This window comes from Gammaproteobacteria bacterium, from assembly GCA_030680605.1.
GTDB lineage: Bacteria > Pseudomonadota > Gammaproteobacteria > SURF-13 > SURF-13 > JAQBXX01.
On the sequence record JAUXUQ010000007.1, the window covers coordinates 139438 to 158821 of the forward strand.

The window sequence follows — 19384 nt, forward strand, 5'->3', positions numbered from 1 at the left end:
ATGAGCAAGTTATTTGATGTCGCCGTGGTCGGCGCTACCGGCGCGGTCGGCGAGACCATTATCGAGATACTGGCCGAGCGTGATTTTCCGGTACGCAATCTTTATCTGCTCGCGAGCAGTCGCTCCGCAGGCAGCAGAATCGAATTCAAGGGCAAGCACCATAGGGTCGAGGACCTCGCCGACTTTGATTTTTCCAAAGTTCAGGTGGCCCTGTTTTCACCCGGTGCCGAGGTGTCGGCCATCTATGCGCCCAAGGCTGCTGCGGCAGGCTGCGTAGTCATCGACAACACCTCGCAGTTTCGCTATGACGATGATGTCCCGCTGGTAATACCGGAGGTGAACCCGCACGCCATCGCGCAGTACACGAACCGCGGCATCATCGCCAACCCCAACTGCTCCACCATCCAGATGCTGGTGGCGCTCAAGCCCATCCACGACGCGGTGGGCATCGAGCGCATCAACGTCTGCACCTACCAATCGGTCTCCGGTACTGGCAAAGAGGCGATAGCGGAGCTGGCGAACCAGACGGCGGCCCTGCTGAATGGCAACGAGTCGCCCGCGCAGGTCTACCCCAAGCAGATCGCCTTCAACGTGCTACCGCAGATTGACGTCTTTCAGGACAACGGCTACACCAAGGAAGAAATGAAGATGGTGTGGGAGACGCACAAAATCATGGAAGACGACAGCATCCAGGTCAACCCGACTGCGGTGCGCGTGCCGGTATTCTATGGCCACTCCGAGGCACTGCACATCGAAACCCGACAAAAAATCAGCGCGCAGGAGGCACGCGCGTTGCTGAAAAAAGCACCGGGCATCGTGGTATATGACGAACGTATCCCGGGCGGCTACCCCACGGCCGCGACGGAGTCCGCCGGCCATGACCCGGTGTTTGTCGGGCGCATTCGCGAGGACATCTCGCATCCGCGCGGCCTCGACCTGTGGGTGGTTTCGGACAATGTGCGCAAGGGAGCGGCCTTGAACAGCATCCAGATTGCGGAAATTCTGGTCAAAACCTATCTGATGGGCTAATCTTGAAGGTGTTTTGTAAAGGCTATTCGAAGTTTGATGGCCTATGTCTATATCTCAAAAATAGCTATTAATTACCGCGCTTTGATGGGGTGACGAACGTCGCCGCCACAGGGAGAAAACATGGCACGCCTACTGGCCCGAATGCTTGCAGTGCTTGCGTTGTGGTTGCCTCTTGTCAGCCATGGCCTCGGGTTGGGCGAGATCAACCTGCATTCGGCCCTCAATCAGCCGCTGGAAGCCGAGATTGCGCTGCTCGCGCTACGCCCCGATGAGACTGATAGCCTCAGTGTAAAGCTGGCCTCCAACGCGACCTTCGAACAGGCAGGTATCGAACGCTCGCCCCTGCTGTCGGAGTTGCGCTTCAAGCTGGAACAGAAAGCCACCGGCGACTATTACATCCGCGCCTACACCCAGACACCGATCAAGGAGCCGTTCCTCAACTTTTTGCTCGAAGTAACGTGGTCGGCCGGTCGACTGGTTCGGGAATACACTGTGCTGGTCGATCCGCCCACCCTGATGAGCGCGCCTGCACCACGTATTCAGACGCCTCGCACCCAAAATTCCGCGCCTCCCGACACTGCACGCACAAAACCCTCGGCGACCGGTACGCCTCCGCTCCATGCAGAACCACAGATCAATCCCGCGTCAGCTACGGCTGGCAACCACGTTACCCGGCCACGCGATACCCTCTGGTCGCTCGCACAGCGCCTGCGCCCCAACTCCAGCGTCAGCACCCAGCAGATGATGCTGGCCTTGCTCAAGGCCAACCCCGAAGCCTTCTTCGAACATAACATCAACAGCCTCAGAGCCGGTCACCACCTGCGGGTGCCCGATCTCGAAGAAATCAACGCCATCAGCGCAGAGCAAGCGCTACGCGACGTCACGCAACAAAACGCCGCGTGGGCGGACGCCCGCTCCAGGCCTGTGGCAGATGGATCCACGGGCGCGCAGGCTCATCTCAAGCTGCTAGCCGCAAATGATGCTGGAGCAGCGAAAGCCGACAACACGAATGACACAAGCAGCACTGACAGTGTGCAGAAAAAACTGTCGCTTGCCAATGAGGCGGTAGAAGCCCAGCGCCAGGAAAACGAAGACCTGCAGTCACGTCTGACTGAGCTTGAGAACCAGGTGGAGTCGATGCAGAAGCTGCTCGCCCTCAAGAATGAAAACCTGGCAAACCTGCAAAGCAGGCTGGAGGAAATCCAACCCGGTTTAGCGGCACAACCTTTGACGCTTGCACCCGAAGCACAGCCCCAATCTGAATCTGCCACCGTACTCAAGCAGCAGGTCACACCCGACGCAGGGCCAGAACTCTATAAAATCCTGCAAGGCCTGGGCAGCGAAATTCAGGGCAACTCATCGTTGCAAGCGGTGGTCGGTGGTGGCGCATTACTGCTGCTTAGCCTGCTGTGGCTGATCCATCGCAGACGGCGCCTAAACGCCGCCGCCCTCACCGAGGAAGGCTTCTACAGTGCTCACAGCACTTACAACGCAGCGGCTGTAGCAGATCAACCACCACTGAACGACATACACACCATCAAGCCTGACCCAGCGGCTGAAGCCCAAGCTCCGCCGGGCGAGATTGATACCTACCCCACCGACGAACAATACCCGCAGGCTGAAGCACTACTGCGGCAGCTCATTGCAAAAGAACCGGAGCGGCACGAGCTCAAGCTGCGCCTGCTTGAGCTGTTTTATCTCACCAAAAACAAAGCCGCGTTTGCTGCCGCTGCAGAAAATCTGCATACCGCACTCGCAGGTACCGGTCCGCTGTGGAGAACAGCAGCAGACATGGGCCAGGAACTGTGTCCCGAGCATCCACTGTTTGCATCTGCCGCTGTGCTGGTATCACCCACCGCTGATGCCGCCCCCGCACCGGCAATTCTGGAGACACCTTTACCCGATCCCGGGGTATCCGCCGGGGCAGACTTCACACTTGATTTACCGGAGATAGACACGGCACCCGTACGGTCGATACCGGCGTCTGCGTTGACTGATTTAGGACTCCCCTCCCAGCCACCCAAGGCAGCCGCGGACACGGCTGAGCTCTCGCGCGCGGCGCCTGACAACGAGCTCAACCCCACTGACCTTGCGGACATGGGAGCTGCGCCCAAAACCACTGAAGCAGCAGCCGAAGAAACTGTGGTTGATGACACATCTCCCCCGATCGAGTTTCGCATCGACGACCTCACACCAGGGGCGCCGATAACCCCCGCGATGGAACCCGAATCCGGCGACGGACTCGACTTTGACCTGGAAGACGAAGCCCTGGCGATGGCCGAATCAGATACGACCGCCCTGCTTGACAGCGAAATCGATACTGCGGACGAAGAAGGCGGTGCGCTGGATGAATACGACGACGAAGTAGCCACCAAACTGGATCTGGCGCGTGCTTATCTGGATATGGGTGACGAAGAAGGTGCCACCAGCATACTCACCGAAGTGCTGGAGGAGGGCAATGCCGACCAAAGGCAAGAGGCGCATGACCTGATGGCCGACCTGCACAAGTAATCCCTCACCCGAAACGTACAGGCATGCGCCAATACTGAGTATCGGCAGTCTCTTGACTGTCTGGGGCGGTGCCCCCGTTTATACTTCAGAATCACCCAAGCGCGAGGCACTATGCCACGCAACCTCACCATGCACACCCTCATTCGTATCGTCAGCTTTCTGGTTTTTGCTGCGTTTGTAGCCTTAGGCAATCCGGCGCAACTGGTCTTTGCCGCCGTGCTGGTAGGTTTGACCTATTACATCACCCCAGACACAGAGATCAAGACCCTCTGGGGGTTACTGCGACGCATGCGCTGGCTGTTTCTGTCGTTGCTGGTGGTGTACCTCTGGTTCACACCCGGCCAGCCGCTGCTGCCGGCCATCGCCAGCCAACCCACACTGGAAGGCGTGCAGCAAGGCCTGCTGCGCATCAGTGCGTTGACACTACTGACGCTGGCTGCGAGCCTGTTGCTACAAAGCACGACACGCGAGACCCTGATTGCAGCGCTCTACCGCCTGGTCTCACCGTTGCGCTGGCTGGGGGTACAACCTGAGCGCATGGCAGTCCGCATCACCCTCACGCTGGGAGCCGTCACCGAGGTGCAGCAACTGCTCACCGAGCAGCTGCGTGAGCACCCCGCCAATACCAGCAGTAATCCTGTGGCACGTATCAGCGCAGTCAGTGCCGGTTTGTTTCAAGCCGTCATCGCACAGGCCGAGAAAGTGCCCTGTACTCCACTCACCATCAGCGAAGGTGGCCGTCCGCCTGCCGCACAGTGGCTGGTACCCATCGTCCTGTGCGGCGCACTCTGGTATTTGGGCTGAGGTGGGCAACCGTAAAAATAGCTGTCAGTCACCTGGGGCCGGCCTCTCCACACGGACCTTGACAGGAAACCCGCCAGCCGCGCTGTTTTCCGTGCCACTTTGCTGTGCAATCACCGCATCGGCCAGCGTGAAGCGGTCCAGGGTCGCCAGAAAGTCGTTCATACCCTGGTAAAGCAGGCCCTTCAAGGCGCACAGTGGCATCACCGCACAAGGTCGGCTGGCCACGCTGAAGCACTCCACCACAGTAAAGTTGGGCTCCATTTTGCGCACCACCTCCCCCACAGAAATAAGGTCAGCAGAGCGTGCCAGGCGCATACCCCCGTGCTTGCCGCGCGTGGTGTGGATAAAGCCGTGACCGGCCAGGTGGTGTACCACCTTGACGAGATGGTTACGTGAAATCTGGTAAAAGTCGGCAATCTCGCTGATGGTGACAAGCGAGTCACCCTTTAACCGCAGGTAAATGAGCACCCGCAGGGCATAGTCGGTGTGTAGTGTAAGTTGCATGGTGTCAGTTTGTCAGAGGCCCTCTTGACAAGGCATGGTTTGGAAAATATAATGTATCTCAAATACATTATATAGTACACCTTAGCCAGTTTTACATTGATTAATATGCTTTATTTTAACTGTATTTAATATGATTTTTATAGCGTAAAGCGACCACACCCATAGATTAACCCAAGGAGACAATCATGACGGAGACTACGCTGTTTGAAAAAATCGGCGGTGAAGCGGCGGTAAATGCGGCGGTGGACATTTTCTACCGCAAGGTGCTGGCTGATCCGCGTATCAATCAGTTCTTTGAAGGCGTGGACATGGAAAAGCAGGCGGCCAAGCAAAAGGCCTTCCTCACTGTCGCCTTCGGCGGACCCAACAAGTACACTGGAAAAGACCTGCGTAATGCCCACGCCCACCTGGTACAGCGCGGCCTGAATGACTCTCACTTCGATGCCGTTATGGAGCATCTGGGCGGCACCTTGGTGGAACTCAAGGTCCCCGCAGAGCTAATCACGCAAGCAGCGGCCATTGCCGAATCCACCCGTAATGACGTACTCGGTCGCTAAGCACCACTTCAGCAGACCGGCACACCATGCCGAAGATTGTATTCGGTAACCAGGAATACGAGGCCGATCCGGGTGAAACCGTTCTCGACTGCCTCACCCGGCATGGCGTGCCCGCCCCACATTCCTGCCGCAGCGGGCTGTGCCACACCTGCATGATGCGCGCCATGGAAGGCACACCCACCGGGGAGTCACAGCGCTGGCTCAAGGATCCCCTGGTGCTGCAAAACTATTTCCTGCCCTGCATCTGTGTCCCGTCGGGTGACATGAGCATCGTGCTGCCCGATGCCGGAACATTTCGCACTGACACCGTCGCCACCTGCATCGACAAGCTGAACTCGGAGATCACACGTCTGTGTCTTGCACGCCCGGAGGATTATCAATACCGGGCCGGGCAATATCTCACCCTGTTCAACGCCGATGGCGTAGGCCGCAGTTATTCGCTGGCCAGCGTACCGGCCCTGGACGATGATCTGGAGCTGCATATCCGGCGTGTACCCTATGGTGTAGTGAGCGGTTGGGTAGATAAGCAGTTGCAGGTCGGCGCGACGGTCGCCATTGGCGAAGCCCTGGGCAATTGTTTCTACGTGCCGGGACGGCCTGAGCAGCCACTGCTGCTCATCGGCACCGGCACCGGGCTGGCGCCGCTGTATGGCATCGCCCGCGATGCCATACAGCAGGGCCATACCGGACTCATCAGGCTTTATCACGGCAGCAGCACGTCGGACGGCATATATCTGACGCATGAACTGCAAGCGCTCACACTCCAACATCCCGGTTTCGATTACCGACCCTGCGTGTCAAGCGGTGATGCGCCTGCCTGGGCCGCACAGGCGCGGGCTGACGACAGGGCCCTGCAGGAAAACTCGAATCTCGCGGGCTGGCGCGTCTACGTTTGCGGCAACCCGGACATGGTCAACCACGCCAAGCGCATGGCGTTCATGGCCGGAGCGTCCATGTCCGAGATTTTCGCCGATCCTTTCTTGCCCTCCCGCCCCTGACTACACCAGCTTGCCGCTACGTGAGCGGCGCAGACTGATTTAATCTGCCTCCAGAAACGGGTAATCGGTGTAGCCCTTCGCGTCGCCACCGTAAAACGTGTCGGGATCGGGCGGGTTCAGCGGCGCCCACTTGGCAAAGCGTAGCGGCAGATCGGGGTTGGCGAGAAACAGTGCGCCGAACGCTACCATGTCCGCATCACCCGCCGTCAGCGCGGCATTCGCGCGCGCAAGATCGTAACCGCCGTTGGTCATGTACACACCCTTCCAGAGACGTCTCAGCGCGGCAAGATCAAACGCCGGACCAGCTGCGCCGGGGGCGTCCTTGCCGACTTCCGTCACATGCAAATAGGCCAACCCGAAACGGTTGAGTTGTTCCACGGTATAACTAAACGTCGCCTGCGGATTGGAATCGCGCATGTCATTGAACGGCTGCAACGGCGACAAGCGGATGCCAACGCACTCCGCGCCCCACACCGCGCACACTGCTTCGGTCACCTCCAGCATCAGCCGCGCCCGGTTCTCGACCGAACCACCGTAGGCATCGGTGCGGTGATTGGCGCCATCGCGCAGAAACTGGTCGACGATGCCTGGAAGCTCCGCGAGCTCGAGTGCACGTGGTGTTACAAAATCTTTTGGCCCTTCATAGGTCATGGCCTGGCCCGCAGGCTTGAGCGCCGAAGGCGCCACCGGCAATGCGCCTTCAGGCTGCAACGAGGGATGGGAGATGCGCCCCACATGCCACAGTTGCAGGAAAATCCGCCCGCCTTTGGCGTGCACTGCCTCCGTCACCTGCCGCCACCCCGCCACATGTTCGGCGCTGTGTATGCCGGGCGTGGCAGGATACCCCACACCCTGCGGTGACACCTGCGTCGCCTCGGTAATGATCAAGCCCGCACTGGCGCGCTGTGTGTAATATTCCACATTAAGCGCCTGCGGCACATTATCCGCCCCGGCACGGTTACGCGTCAGCGGCGCCATGATGATGCGATTAGGTAGTGTGTACGGCCCGAGTTGAATGGGAGAAAAAACAGTAACGGCAGCATTACCCACAACGACTCCTTTTCTGCATTATCTGTATACGTGCTACACGCAGGCAACACTCAATCCGCTGTTATATGCAAGCCTGACATCACAACACCCACCCGGCCGCCGGGTCGGCGGCCGGGTGGGTTACGACTTCATTGCAGCATCTGTTTCAGCTTGGCCTGGTCAGCTGTGCTGGGCTTGTGGTTCAGGTTCAAGATGATGCCCGCCATGTCGCGCACCTCGGCCGGAGCAGCCGCATCACCCATGAGCTGTTTAAGTTTGGGTTTGTCGGCATCGGCGGCGGCGTGCTTCAGGTTGGCAATGGCCATGGCCAACACCCGCTCCTGCTCGGTGCTGGCGCTGCTGGACATGATGGCGTGGAGCTTGGTCTTTTCGGCGTCACTGGGAAAATGATTGAGATTGACCAGTATGCCTGCCATGTCACGCACGGCGGGTGTGGCCGCCAGCGCCATCTGCGCACCCAACACCAGACTTAACACTGCCACGCCATACCCTATTCCTTTACTAAACATGACTCACCTCCTGCAATACGAGTGGATAACACCAGCCCGGCGGCCTTGTCAGGCACGCGACCCGGGTCTGGATTGCATACATTTTAGACGGCGCCACTCCCGACGGCATTACCCTGCCGTTACCCCCGGCGCATGACCTTTATTGTCAGTTGAGTTTACGGCCTTTCCAGAGCAAATACAGCACCGGAATCACGATCAGCGACACCAGCGGGGCGGTGACCATGCCGCCGATCATGGGTGCGGCAATGCGCTTCATGACCTCCGAGCCGGTACCGCTGCCGACCATAATGGGCAGCAGGCCGGCGATGATGACGGCGGCGGTCATGGCAAGCGGCCGTACGCGCAGCACGGCGCCTTCCATGACTGCAGCCCGCAGTTCGTCCCGGGTTTGGGGTTGCAGGCGCTTAAAGGCCTGCTCCAGATAGACCAGCATCACCACCCCAAACTCGGCCGTCACACCGGCCAGGGCAATCAGGCCCACGCCCACGGCCACCGAGAGGTGATAGCCCAGCAGGTACAGCAGCCAGAGGCTGCCGATCAGCGCCAGCGGCACGGTGCCGAGGACGATGAGCGACGGCACAACACGGCGAAAGCTGAGGTACAGCAAAAATAATATGATGCCCAGGGTGACGGGGATCACATAGATCAGGCGCTCCTTGGCCCGCTCCATATATTGGTATTGCCCGGCCCAGCTGAGGGTATAACCCGGCGGCAGGATGAGGCCTTTCTGCATGGCCTGCTTGGCGTCTTGCACATAGGAACCGAGGTCGCGGCCTTCTATATAGACGTAGATCCAGCCATTGAGGCGGGCGTTTTCGCTCTTGATCATGTCGGGACCGTTGGCTATCTCAATGCGCGCAACATCCCCCAGCGGAATGTGCGCGCCTGCGGCCGTGATGATGGGCAGTTGCCGCAGTTGCGTGAGCGAATTACGCACCTGTTGCGGATAGCGCAGGTTGATCGGATAACGCTCGCGCCCCTCCACGCTCTCGGCGATGTTCATGCCGCCGATGGCGCTGCGCACCACATCATGCACGTCGGCAATGTTGAGGTTGTAGCGTGCCGCCGCGCGGCGGTCGATATCAATATTGATGTAGCGCCCGCCGGTGACGCGCTCGGCATAGGCCGTTGCCGTACCGGGCACGCTGCGCAGTATCTGCTCGGCCTGCTCCCCCAGTTGCTGAATCATCCTGAGGTCGGGCCCGCCTATCTTTACGCCCAGCGGAGTCTTGATGCCGGTGGCCAGCATGTCGATGCGGGTCTTGATGGGCATAACCCAGACATTGGTAACGCCGGGAAATTTGACAATGTCATCCAGCTCCTGCTTGAGTTTTTCCAGCGTCATGCCGGGCCGCCATTCGTTTTTGGGCTTGAACTGAATCAGGGTTTCCAACATGGCGAGTGGCGCCGGGTCGGTGGCGGTATCGGCACGCCCGACCTTGCCGAAAACGGTGCGCACTTCAGGCACGGTTTTGATAAGCCGGTCGGACTGCTGCAGAAACTCCTGCGCCTTGCCGATGGATACCCCCGGCAACAGGGTAGGCATGTACATGAGATCACCCTCATCCATATCGGGCATGAACTCCGAGCCGAGTTGTGTCAGCGGATAGGCGATGCTCGCCACCAGCAGCAGCGCCACCAGCAATACGGTGCGTGGGATATGCAACAGCCGCCCGACCAGCGGCTGATACACCCGGATGAGCAGGCGGTTGAGCGGATTGCGCTGCTCGGGCAGAATCCTGCCGCGGATGAAATAGCCCATCAGCACCGGCACCAGGGTGATGGACAGGCCTGCCGCTGCGGCCATGGCATAGGTCTTGGTATAGGCCAGTGGCGCAAACAATCGCCCCTCCTGCCCTTGCAGGGTGAACACCGGCAGGAAGCTCAGGGTGATGATGAGCAGGGCGAAAAACAGCGGCGGCCCGACTTCGGTTGCCGTTTTCTGCACGATGGCCCAACGCCCTGCCGCATCGTTGACCGGCGTGCGCTCAAGATTCTTGTGCATGTTTTCGATCATGACAATGGCGGCATCGACCATCGCACCGATGGCAATGGCAATGCCGCCCAGCGACATGATGTTGGCGTTGATACCCTGGTAATACATCACGATGTAGGCCGCGAGGATACCGAGTGGCAGACTTACCACCGCCACCAGCGCGGAGCGCAGGTGGAACAGGAACACCAGACACACCAGCGCCACAACGATAAACTCTTCCACCAGCTTTTCTGTCAGGGTACTGACGGCACGTTTGATCAGGCTGGAGCGGTCATAGGTCTCGACGATCTCCACGCCGGCGGGCAATAGTTGCTTGAGTTCGGCGAGTTTTGCCTTCACCCCGGCGATGACCTGTTGCGCATTCTTGCCCGAGCGCATCACCACGATACCGCCCACCACTTCGCCCTCGCCGTTCAACTCGGCGATACCCTGCCGCAGTTGCGGCCCAAACCGAACCGTGGCGACGTCTTGCAACAACACTGGCGTGCCGTTTTTTGAGACACCCAGCGGTACGGCGCGCAGGTCTTCAAGGCTGGAAATATAACCCTTGGCGCGGATCATGTATTCCGCCTCGGCCATTTCAATCACCGAGCCACCGCTCTCCTGACTGGCACGCTCGATGGCGCTGCGTACGGTGGACAGGCTGAGGTTATAGGCCCGCAGCCGGTCGGGATTGGCGATCACCTGATACTGCTTGACCATGCCACCCAGCGTGGCCACCTCCGCCACACCGGGTACCGAGCGCAACTCGAAATTCAGAAACCAGTCTTGCAGCCCGCGCAGTTGCGCCAAGTCGTGTTTGCCGCTGCGGTCGGTCAGGGCGTACTCATAAATCCAGCCGACGCCGGTGGCATCCGGCCCCAACGCGGGGCGGGCCTCGCGTGGCAGCCGCTCGGATACCTGATTCAAATATTCGAGTACACGCGAGCGCGCCCAGTAAAGGTCGGTGCCGTCTTCAAACAGCACATAGACGTAGGAGTCACCGAAGAAGGAATAGCCGTACACCTTCGCCGCGCCCGGCACCGCCAGCATGGTGGTGGTAAGCGGATAGGTCACCTGATCCTCCACCACTTGCGGCGCCTGGCCGGGATAGCTGGTTTTGATGATCACCTGCACGTCGGACAGATCTGGGATGGCATCGAGTGGTGTGTTTTTAATCGCATATACACCCCAACCCGCGAGCATGAGCGCGAGCAACAACACCAGGCCACGATTGCCCAGCGACCAGACGATGATGCGTGCGATCATGGCGCTGCCCCACTGTACGGCGTGACGTTCTCCACCACATAGCCGCCATCGTCCTGATGGAGGTCGAAACGAATCTGCATGCCGGGTTTGAGCGTGGACGCATCACCGTTGAACTTGAAGTCCATGGTCATGGCGGGCCAGTTGAATTCCGCGATGGGAGGGTGACTGATGTTGATTGTGTCGCCGTCTATGGCATTGATGGCCCCGTTAGCGTGCGCGGTTTTCTTCGCCACCGCCGGGGGGGCACCTGCCTCGGGCGAACTCAGGCGTTCGAGGCTGGCCGTAAGGCTGGCCTCGGAGTCGATCAGAAACTGGCCGGAAGTGACGACGGCCTCACCCTCGGTGAGCCCGTCGATGATTTCTACCTGATCACCGGCCTCCACACCGGCCACCACTGTGCGCTGCGCAAACTTGCCGTCACCCAGCACCACGATGACGCGCTCACCGGTGCCGGTGCGGATCAGGGCTGCACTCGGCACCTGGAGCGCTGCGCGCGTGGCTCCGGCCTTGAGTCGCACGCTGGCATACATATTGGGCTTGAGTTGCAAATCCGGGTTGGCGAGCCGTAGCCGCACCTTCAGGGTGCGCGTCGCGCTGGTGACATCGGGGTAGACATAATCCACCTCACCCTGCCACAGTTTTCCGGGGAAATCATCGAAGCGTATTTCCGCCGTCACGCCCGACTTTATGCTACTCGCCTGCTGACCGAAGACATCCACCAGCAGCCAGACACTGGTGAGATTGGCCAACGCCAGGGCCTCCATCCCCGGCTCTACATACACGCCGGGGCGGATGTTAAGATTTTGCACGATGCCCGCGTGCTGTGCATACACAGCGCTCAGGCGCGGCACCTGTCGGCTGCGCTCCAGACTGGCAACCTGTCCAGCGCTCAGACCCAGCGTCAGCAGCCGCTCACGCGCGGCACGCTGCAACATCGGGTTGTCCACCGACAGCGCCTGCACATATTCCTGGCTGGCGCTGACCAGTTTGGGTGCATACAGCTCAAACAGCAGCTCGCCCTTGAGTACCTGCTGGCCGACAAAGTTGACGTGCAACCGTTCCACCCAGCCTTCAACGCGCACGTGCTCACGCCGCAGGGTGTCTTCGTCTATGCTGACATAGCCGACACCCTCGACACTGCGCACGAGCGCACTGCGTTGCACCTGCGCGGTACGCACACCCATGTTCTGCATCATGGCCGATGACACCGTCACCGTGCCCGATGCAGCGGCCGCTGCATCCCCACCCTCATACACAGGTATGTAGTCCATACCCATGTCATCTTTCAACGGCCGGTCGGCGGTGATGGCGGGATTCATCGGGTGGCGGTAAAACGCTATTTTTTTGTCCGTGGCTACCTCTGCATCGCGGCTACCTGACCCCAGCCAACCCGCGTGCTGCAACGCGACACCGACGGCCACACCCGCCAACAGCAGCAACAGGGCCAAGCTCCAGCGCAAAAATGTGTTCATGAGAATTCTCCCATCAGATAGATCAGCCCGGCCTGTGCCCTGGCGTGATCGACACGCAGACGCAGCGTCTGCAAGCGCGCCTCCAGTTCCACCATGCGGGCGCGCATGACCGTCGCAAAGTCCGCGTTATTGCTCTGATACGCCAACAGCGCCAGCGTTGCGTTTTGCTCGGCCTGCGGCACGATGTCTTTTTCATAGGCCGCCAGCCGCTGGCCCAGCCCACGCCACAGGCTGTAGCCGCTGTCGAGTTCGTGCAGCAGCGTGCGGTGTACGTCGTCACGCGTATACCGCGCGGCGGTGGCCTGCTGCTCACTGGCGGCGAGGCGGCGGTCCTGGCGTTTGTCGGCGAACAGCGGAATCGAAACACTGACACCGGCGGAGGCAAAATCACTGCGCCCGCCACCGCGCAAGCCGTAACCTACGCCGATCTCCCAACTGGGTTTGTAATTGTCACGCGCGAGATCGACCTCGCTGTTGCTGGCGCGCACCGTGGCCTCTTCCAGTTGCATGCGCGGATGCTGGTCGAGCACGGTCTGCAGAGTGTCATAGGGCAATGGAGATTGGAGTAGCGGGAAGTCCGCTGCCAGCGGGCGGGCAGCGGGCGTGGGGCCGGTCCAGCGCGCCAGATCAGCCTGCGCCATGGCGCGGGCGGTTTCGCTGGCAATGATGCGCTCCTTGAGTTGACGCAGTTCCAGTTCCGCATTCAACATGTCCTGCGCGCTCGCCAGCCCGGCACCGTACTGGGTCTGACTGGCACGCAGCAACTGCTCAAGCAGCGTGTAACTGGCGTGCAGTGTCTCGAGGGCGCGGGCCTGATAGTAGCTCTCCAGCCAACTGTTGCGTACCGCGTTCAACACCCGTCGTCGCTGTTCCTCGGCACGTGCGTTTTCACTCGCCGCGTATGCCGTGCTCTGCTCGGCGCGGTGCTTGAGTGTATCGCCAGGCGGGAAGCGCTGTTGCACACCCAGGTTGACCATGGTCATGTCCTCCTGGGTGGTGTTAAAGGTGTCGGTAGGCAGATTTTGCGCGCCGAGGTTGAGGCTGGGGTCGGGCAGTTGAGCGTCAGCCACCGCCTGCTCGGCATAACTCGCCGCCAAGGCGGCATGGCGCCGCGTCAGCGGATCACTTTTCAGCGCGATCTGCTCGGCCTCAGGTAATCCTAGCGGTGACACCGCGGTGTCCGCACGCGCAGACGGCAGTACATACAGTAGTAGTAATACAAGCAACAGGCCGCAAGCGGGCCGGGATACAGTGCACATGATCGTTCTCCTGAAAAATCCGGGGTAAAAAATTTCGGGAGCGGGCGATCAGATGTGCAGGCGGTCGAACCTCTGGAATGGCGGGGGAAGGATGTAGTCCGGGGGTGGGAATACGGCGGCCGACGTAACCACCGGGAGTGCCTCGTACCACGCGAGCGTTGATGGCAGCGCGGGTGTGAGCGGGGTAATGCCCACCGGTGCGGTTTGCTGCCAGTCCTGCCGCGCGACACAACTGGCCGAGGATACACACCCTGTTTGCGCCGTGAGGCCAGCCTCGGATGGCGGACACTGCTCGCAGTCATCCATGGCAGACATCGCCATGGCGCACGGCTGCAATGCCAGCATGAGCCAGGCTGCGGTCAGCAGTGTCAACACTGCCCGAGTCAGCGGGCGCAAGCTGCTACGCAGACTCATCTCGCAGTAAGGGATGGACATGGTGCATCACTGTACCTCAGCCGGCACAACAGGGTCAATCGACATGACGCCGACTGTGGAATCGGATCTCAAACACCGTCCCAACGAGCCTGTCCCGCACAAACCACCGTCGAACCAGATGGCATGGTCCAGCTTTGCGTGGCTGATATCGGCGCCTCCAAGATTGGCGCCGGTGAGATCGCTGTATGACAGATTAGCATGTTGCAGATTGGAGGATGACAGGTCGGCGTTACGCAGCGCCGCCCCCATTAAATCGGCACGCTCAAGGTTGGCGTAGCTCAGGTTGGCCAGACTCAGGTTGCTATAGGCCAGATCACTCGCGGCAAGCAATGCCCCGCGCAGATTTGCCCCGGTAAAATTGGTATTGCGCATCTTCCCAGCACGCATATCCCGCCCTTCAAGCTGCGCGCCCTGCAGCGCGCAGTTGTTCCAGTTGACCTGCGGCGCAGGCGGTGCATCACAACGCACTGCTATGGGCAGTTGTCCGCGCGGTGTCAGATACATCAGCGCCCCCAGAGTAATCGCCACCATCACCACCAGTAGCACGCGCGCGGGCTTGTATTCCGGCTTCGGCGCCACGCTCTTGCGCACCTGATAGCTCGCCAGTTGCTGTTGCACCTGTTCCTTGACCTGACGGGCGCGGCGTTCCGCACCGCTACGTTGGTTTCGGTACAGTTCTTCGGTCTCGGGGTTTTCTGTGGCACGGCGGTCAAAACCGCGGCGCTCATCCTCCCATCGGCGTGCCTGCTCCAGACGCAGGCTGTCTTCACCACCCCCCGCACCCGGCCGCAACGCATCAGGTTTCAGCTCCCACACGCTGTCGGCACGACGCCATGTGACGCGATCCGTGCTCAGTTCATCATCTGCCAGAACACGTCCCAGCACCATATAGCGCGAAATCAGGCCCATGGGGAATGGCCCACGTATTCTCGTGCCACGGCGTGTATACCATAGATGATTACGCACCATTACCGGCATTTCTCCATTGATCACCTTATATACTCTTATACTCTTTATATATATCAAGAATAGTGCCAAAATCCATACTGAATTTTGCATAAATGACCGCAAGGAAGCGCCACGGGCAACGGACAGGCAAGGTTAATGCAAATTACCGGCGGCACACAACCTACCTCGACCTTCTCGCCTGCGAGCAGCACCGCTGAAGTCAAGGCCTGGCAAGTAGGCGTACTGCTACAAGCCCAGGTCAGGGCCGTCTCGCCGGACGGCAATGTCACACTGCGTATCGCCAACACCATGCTTACAGGAAAATCGCCGATTCCAATGCAACGGGGAGAAGTACTCCAGCTCCAGGTCATCGAAGCCGGTGCGAAACCGGTGTTAAAAATCCTCAGCAACGTCGCGAATACACCTGATACACAGCAGATCACCGAAGCGTTGCGGATAAACCTCCCGCGCCAGGCCCCGCTGCCACACCTCCTGTCCAGACTCGCCCCGCTGGCCCAGCCTCAGGCCCAGATTCCGGCCCAGGCTGCTGCTGGTCTGTCACGCCCACTACTGGAACAGATAACACAGCTAATCAACCGTCTGGCGTACAGCGGGGACACCTTTCAGGCAACTGGCCTGCGTCGCGCCCTGTCGGATTCCGGCGTTTTACTTGAAGCCAAGCTGGCTCGCGCGAATCCCCAACCCGCGCAGTTTTCGGCCGATATAAAAGCGGGCTTATTACAGCTACGTGCCGCCCTGACCAGCATGGCCCCGGGTGTTACCGCAGAATTACCGGCGCAGAATGAAGTGGCACCACCACCCCTGCGCGGCGCACCCTTGATACCACAAGCTGCTGACAGAACTCCCGCCGGGCCGGGCCTGCCAGCACCCCCAACGACACCTCAACTGCTGGGCCTGGTTGATGCCGCGCTCGCTCGCATCCAACTCAGCCAGCTCGCCTCCCTGCCTGCTGCCGATGACAAGAAACCGACATGGATGTTCGAGGTTCCTATACGTCATGGGGCGGTGATAGACGTGCTTCAGGTACGCATCGAAGCACCCGATCCGGATCAGGACAATAAAAATTCACCTCAGGCAAAAACCTTACCCTGGTGCATTGATCTCGCGCTCGATCTGGAGCAACTGGGCCCGATACATGCACGTATCAGCGCCCATCAGTCGCGTGTTTCGGTATCTCTGTGGGCGATGCGTACCGAAACCGTCTCGCTGTTCAACCAACAGCTCGAGACCCTGAGGAGCAGTCTGCTGCACAACGGGCTGGAGGTAGACAGTCTGGTCTGCCTGCCGGGAACACCACCTGCCGTCAATGACGCTGCAAATACAGCCCACAGGCTTCTGAACGTAAGGGCATGACGCAAAAGCCCACTACCCCACCCGCACGCGCCGTCGCTCTCCGCTACGATGGCACATCAGCGCCGCGCGTGACCGCCAAGGGAACCGGGGAGGTTGCCGACTACATTCTGGCCGTGGCCAGAGAGCACGGCATACCTCTGCATGAAAACGCCCATCTGGTCACGCTGCTGGCGCAGCTCGATCTTGGCGACGAAGTGCCTGCGGCACTTTATACTGCCGTGGCAGAGGTGCTTGCATTCGCCTACTACATCAGCGGCAAAACCCCCTTGGATACCGGCGTTGCCAGCAAGGAGTGAGCGCCAAATGTCACCGGCAAAAAATGCTACGCAACCTTGATCTACCCTCGATAACGATAACAACACACCCGCACCATGCCCGCAGAAACAACTGACAAGCCCAATACACCCGGCCGCACTGCCCCTGCGACAGGAATTATGCTGCGTGCACAGTTGCACGGCACGCGTGTCCTGATCCTGCACCCAGACCAGGTGCGGCTTGATCACATCCAATGGATGCTTGGACAACATGGGATCACCCACCTCACTCTGGCCAGCTGCCCCGACAAAGCGCTGCAATACCTGCAGGCTGCGCCCGACACCGGGTCCGAGGTATTCGATGCGATACTGGTCAGCGCCAGCCTGCCTGACGATGAGTGCCACCATACCTGCCGTGAACTGCGGCGGCAGGCTGGCGTCGACGTGCCTATCATCATACTGGGCGACAGCGGTAACAGCACCGAACAACAGTATTGCGAGGCGGGCGCGACTGATGTCTGGCCGGCCATGGAGGATTCCGGACTGGCGCACTGCCTCACGTTGTTACTGCTGCTGAAGCTGGAGCGTACCCAAAGCAAACAGCGTGATCAGCAGCTAAGAAGCGAACTGATCGAGCGCAAAGGTATTGAGGCGCGCCTGCAATACCTGGTGGCGCACGATGAACTGACCGGACTGTATAATCGCAGGCGCATGGGGCAGCTGCTGGAGCTGGCGCTGATAAACGCCCAGCACAACCAGCGCACGAGCGCGCTGCTCTATCTCGATCTCGACCAGTTCCGGCTGATCAATGATGCGGCAGGCCACAGCGTCGGCGACAAACTGCTTATTGAAATAACACACATCATGCGCCGTCATATCAACCCGGAAAGTGTGCTTGCACGCATTGGCTCTGATGCCTTTGTACTATTGCTCGAGAACGTTACCATTGAGCAGGTGATAGAACAGGCAAATACGCTGAGGCGGGCGCTGGATGGCTTTCGTTTTGAGACCAGCATTAAGAACTATCATATCAGCCTGAGCATCGGCGTGGCTTTGATAGAGCCGCACGAAACGCTCAGCGCAGACGAAGTCCTGGCGCGCGCCGATCAGGCATGCTACGTAGCCAAGGCACACGGCCGCAACAGGGTGCATTTATTCAGCAGTGACGACAGCTCCATGCACCTGCTGCAGAGTGATGCCTATTGGGCACAGAAGATCCGGCATGCCCTTGCCCACGACATGCTATGCCTGCTGTTCCAGCCCATTGTCAGCGCGCATGATGGCATCGTGCGCCATTACGAAGCACTTGTGCGCCTGATAGGTGACCAAGGCGAGCTGATCACGCCCGCTCACTTCATCCCGGTCGCCGAGCGCATAAGCCTGATTCATGAAATCGATATGTGGGTCACCCAACGCGCCATCCAGCTACTGGCAAAGCAGGCGCCACGCCAGAGTGGCCTGGTCATCAATATCAACTTATCAACCCAGGTATTACAGCATTCGGGGCTGTTGCCGCTGACGCGCGAAATAATGGCAAAGACCGGAGTGGAAGGACAACGTATCACCTTTGAGATCACCGAGACTGCGGCTATCGCCAGCCTCGCCCAGACGCAAAACATGCTCAGCCAGCTGCGGACACTAGGCTGCAATTTTGCACTGGACGATTTTGGCGCAGGCTTTAACTCATACAGCTACCTGAAACACTTTCCGGTAGACTATCTCAAGATCGACGGCACCTTCATCACAAATCTTGTATACGACCCGGTCGACCAGGCACTGGTCAAATCAATGATTGAGGTTGCCCATGCTCTGGGAAAGAAAACTGTGGCGGAATTTGTCGAGAACGCCGAGACGCTGGCTTTACTCAAGAGTTATGGCATCGACTATGTTCAAGGCTATTACCTTGGCAAACCGGAGCACACTTTCTTAACCTGACCAGCGCACCTCGTCAGCCTCAGCATCAGACACGTCATGGGCAGCTTCCGGGCCGACAACGTTACGGTGCAGCATCATGATCAACTCCGCCTCGGCACGTGCCAAGCCACAGGTGGACACCAGCTCTTCAACATCGGCGCCGCTGCGTACCATGCGAATAGCGGGCTCGTAGGTCTGGGTCACAGGGTCGCGCAACTCGAGTTGATTCTGGCGCCTTGACAGATACTGCAGCTGGCGCTCGAACTGCTCAAAACGACTGGCCTGCGTCGCAGCGTCGGCATGCTGGGCCAGACTGTCCGCCTGCAACACCTGTACTGCATTGTTACAGGCATTAATGCGCTTTTTTACGGCGCGTAGCAACAGCCACATGCAGGCACAGAGCAGCAGGGTCACACCCATCATTGCGATAACTGTCTCAAGACTCATAACCTACTCCAGCCGTATCCGTTCACCGGGGTTATGCGGTATTCAGGCATACTCATCCACATGTGTCTCGCCGTC

The 19384-nt window shown here is 59.5% G+C and carries 17 protein-coding genes; 8 read left to right on the forward strand and 9 right to left on the reverse strand.

Going from position 1 to position 19384, the window contains the following annotated elements:
• The 3 genes from Q8L89_04030 to Q8L89_04040 all read left to right on the forward strand — a co-directional run bounded on the left by Q8L89_04030 (position 1) and on the right by Q8L89_04040 (position 4344).
• Positions 1–1029, forward strand: coding sequence for an aspartate-semialdehyde dehydrogenase (locus Q8L89_04030; GenBank protein MDP1708215.1), 1029 nt, complete (start codon positions 1–3; stop codon positions 1027–1029).
• Positions 1030–1149: 120 nt separating this feature from the next.
• Complete coding sequence (locus Q8L89_04035; protein MDP1708216.1) at positions 1150–3540, forward strand: FimV/HubP family polar landmark protein; 2391 nt, start codon at positions 1150–1152, stop codon at positions 3538–3540.
• A 129-nt stretch (positions 3541–3669) separates the two neighbouring features.
• Positions 3670–4344: a hypothetical protein gene (locus tag Q8L89_04040; protein ID MDP1708217.1), complete on the forward strand. Its 675-nt coding sequence runs from the start codon at positions 3670–3672 to the stop codon at positions 4342–4344.
• 24 nt (positions 4345–4368) lie between these two features.
• Here Q8L89_04040 and Q8L89_04045 read toward each other — a convergent pair whose 3' ends face one another.
• The gene (locus tag Q8L89_04045; GenBank protein MDP1708218.1) at positions 4369–4848 is read right to left on the reverse strand and encodes an Rrf2 family transcriptional regulator; all 480 of its coding nucleotides are present in this window, start codon (positions 4846–4848) and stop codon (positions 4369–4371) included.
• A gap of 185 nt (positions 4849–5033) precedes the next feature.
• On the opposite strand from Q8L89_04045, the gene Q8L89_04050 reads away from it, so the two are divergent.
• Both Q8L89_04050 and Q8L89_04055 read left to right on the forward strand, forming a co-directional pair.
• Positions 5034–5405 carry a group 1 truncated hemoglobin gene (locus Q8L89_04050; GenBank protein MDP1708219.1) on the forward strand — a complete coding sequence of 124 codons (372 nt, stop codon included), beginning with the start codon at positions 5034–5036 and terminating at the stop codon, positions 5403–5405.
• A gap of 26 nt (positions 5406–5431) precedes the next feature.
• Complete coding sequence (locus Q8L89_04055; GenBank protein ID MDP1708220.1) at positions 5432–6403, forward strand: 2Fe-2S iron-sulfur cluster-binding protein; 972 nt, start codon at positions 5432–5434, stop codon at positions 6401–6403.
• 39 nt (positions 6404–6442) lie between these two features.
• Here the strand turns inward: Q8L89_04055 and Q8L89_04060 are convergent, their stop codons facing one another.
• The 7 genes from Q8L89_04060 to Q8L89_04090 all read right to left on the reverse strand — a co-directional run bounded on the left by Q8L89_04060 (position 6443) and on the right by Q8L89_04090 (position 15281).
• Positions 6443–7381, reverse strand: a complete 939-nt coding sequence (locus tag Q8L89_04060; GenBank protein ID MDP1708221.1) for an alkene reductase — start codon at positions 7379–7381, stop codon at positions 6443–6445.
• Between the two features lie 200 nt (positions 7382–7581).
• Positions 7582–7962, reverse strand: a complete 381-nt coding sequence (locus Q8L89_04065; GenBank protein ID MDP1708222.1) for a hypothetical protein — start codon at positions 7960–7962, stop codon at positions 7582–7584.
• Between the two features lie 145 nt (positions 7963–8107).
• Positions 8108–11206 (reverse strand): efflux RND transporter permease subunit, encoded by a 3099-nt coding sequence (locus tag Q8L89_04070; GenBank protein ID MDP1708223.1) that lies wholly within the window; start codon positions 11204–11206, stop codon positions 8108–8110.
• Positions 11203–12678, reverse strand: a complete 1476-nt coding sequence (locus Q8L89_04075; protein ID MDP1708224.1) for an efflux RND transporter periplasmic adaptor subunit — start codon at positions 12676–12678, stop codon at positions 11203–11205. Before Q8L89_04075 ends, Q8L89_04070 begins: the two co-directional genes overlap by 4 nt.
• Complete coding sequence (locus Q8L89_04080) at positions 12675–13850, reverse strand: TolC family protein (protein ID MDP1708225.1); 1176 nt, start codon at positions 13848–13850, stop codon at positions 12675–12677. Before Q8L89_04080 ends, Q8L89_04075 begins: the two co-directional genes overlap by 4 nt.
• A gap of 135 nt (positions 13851–13985) precedes the next feature.
• The gene (locus Q8L89_04085) at positions 13986–14372 is read right to left on the reverse strand and encodes a hypothetical protein (GenBank protein MDP1708226.1); all 387 of its coding nucleotides are present in this window, start codon (positions 14370–14372) and stop codon (positions 13986–13988) included.
• A gap of 6 nt (positions 14373–14378) precedes the next feature.
• Positions 14379–15281 (reverse strand): pentapeptide repeat-containing protein, encoded by a 903-nt coding sequence (locus tag Q8L89_04090; GenBank protein MDP1708227.1) that lies wholly within the window; start codon positions 15279–15281, stop codon positions 14379–14381.
• Positions 15282–15476: 195 nt separating this feature from the next.
• On the opposite strand from Q8L89_04090, the gene Q8L89_04095 reads away from it, so the two are divergent.
• The 3 genes from Q8L89_04095 to Q8L89_04105 all read left to right on the forward strand — a co-directional run bounded on the left by Q8L89_04095 (position 15477) and on the right by Q8L89_04105 (position 18883).
• On the forward strand, positions 15477–16694 hold the full coding sequence (locus tag Q8L89_04095; GenBank protein MDP1708228.1) for a flagellar hook-length control protein FliK: 1218 nt from the start codon (positions 15477–15479) through the stop codon (positions 16692–16694).
• The gene (locus Q8L89_04100; GenBank protein MDP1708229.1) at positions 16691–16990 is read left to right on the forward strand and encodes an EscU/YscU/HrcU family type III secretion system export apparatus switch protein; all 300 of its coding nucleotides are present in this window, start codon (positions 16691–16693) and stop codon (positions 16988–16990) included. The genes Q8L89_04095 and Q8L89_04100 overlap by 4 nt, the downstream gene beginning before the upstream one ends.
• A gap of 75 nt (positions 16991–17065) precedes the next feature.
• The gene (locus Q8L89_04105; protein MDP1708230.1) at positions 17066–18883 is read left to right on the forward strand and encodes an EAL domain-containing protein; all 1818 of its coding nucleotides are present in this window, start codon (positions 17066–17068) and stop codon (positions 18881–18883) included.
• On the opposite strand, the gene Q8L89_04110 is transcribed toward Q8L89_04105, so the two are convergent.
• Positions 18875–19309 (reverse strand): DUF2802 domain-containing protein, encoded by a 435-nt coding sequence (locus Q8L89_04110; protein ID MDP1708231.1) that lies wholly within the window; start codon positions 19307–19309, stop codon positions 18875–18877. The two genes, Q8L89_04105 and Q8L89_04110, sit on opposite strands and share 9 nt — an antisense overlap.
• Between the last annotated feature and the right edge of the window lie 75 nt (positions 19310–19384).

What these genes read in the sequence shown, in the direction of transcription:
- Q8L89_04030 (MDP1708215.1), top strand. Translation starts at nt 1, where the DNA reads ATGAGCAAGTTATTTGATGTCGCCGTGGTCGGCGCTACCGGCGCGGTC.
- Q8L89_04035 (MDP1708216.1), top strand. Translation starts at nt 1,150, where the DNA reads ATGGCACGCCTACTGGCCCGAATGCTTGCAGTGCTTGCGTTGTGGTTG.
- Q8L89_04040 (MDP1708217.1), top strand. Translation starts at nt 3,670, where the DNA reads ATGCACACCCTCATTCGTATCGTCAGCTTTCTGGTTTTTGCTGCGTTT.
- Q8L89_04045 (MDP1708218.1), bottom strand. Translation starts at nt 4,848, where the DNA reads ATGCAACTTACACTACACACCGACTATGCCCTGCGGGTGCTCATTTAC.
- Q8L89_04050 (MDP1708219.1), top strand. Translation starts at nt 5,034, where the DNA reads ATGACGGAGACTACGCTGTTTGAAAAAATCGGCGGTGAAGCGGCGGTA.
- Q8L89_04055 (MDP1708220.1), top strand. Translation starts at nt 5,432, where the DNA reads ATGCCGAAGATTGTATTCGGTAACCAGGAATACGAGGCCGATCCGGGT.
- Q8L89_04060 (MDP1708221.1), bottom strand. Translation starts at nt 7,381, where the DNA reads ATGGCGCCGCTGACGCGTAACCGTGCCGGGGCGGATAATGTGCCGCAG.
- Q8L89_04065 (MDP1708222.1), bottom strand. Translation starts at nt 7,962, where the DNA reads ATGTTTAGTAAAGGAATAGGGTATGGCGTGGCAGTGTTAAGTCTGGTG.
- Q8L89_04070 (MDP1708223.1), bottom strand. Translation starts at nt 11,206, where the DNA reads ATGATCGCACGCATCATCGTCTGGTCGCTGGGCAATCGTGGCCTGGTG.
- Q8L89_04075 (MDP1708224.1), bottom strand. Translation starts at nt 12,678, where the DNA reads ATGAACACATTTTTGCGCTGGAGCTTGGCCCTGTTGCTGCTGTTGGCG.
- Q8L89_04085 (MDP1708226.1), bottom strand. Translation starts at nt 14,372, where the DNA reads ATGTCCATCCCTTACTGCGAGATGAGTCTGCGTAGCAGCTTGCGCCCG.
- Q8L89_04090 (MDP1708227.1), bottom strand. Translation starts at nt 15,281, where the DNA reads ATGGGCCTGATTTCGCGCTATATGGTGCTGGGACGTGTTCTGGCAGAT.
- Q8L89_04095 (MDP1708228.1), top strand. Translation starts at nt 15,477, where the DNA reads ATGCAAATTACCGGCGGCACACAACCTACCTCGACCTTCTCGCCTGCG.
- Q8L89_04100 (MDP1708229.1), top strand. Translation starts at nt 16,691, where the DNA reads ATGACGCAAAAGCCCACTACCCCACCCGCACGCGCCGTCGCTCTCCGC.
- Q8L89_04105 (MDP1708230.1), top strand. Translation starts at nt 17,066, where the DNA reads ATGCCCGCAGAAACAACTGACAAGCCCAATACACCCGGCCGCACTGCC.
- Q8L89_04110 (MDP1708231.1), bottom strand. Translation starts at nt 19,309, where the DNA reads ATGAGTCTTGAGACAGTTATCGCAATGATGGGTGTGACCCTGCTGCTC.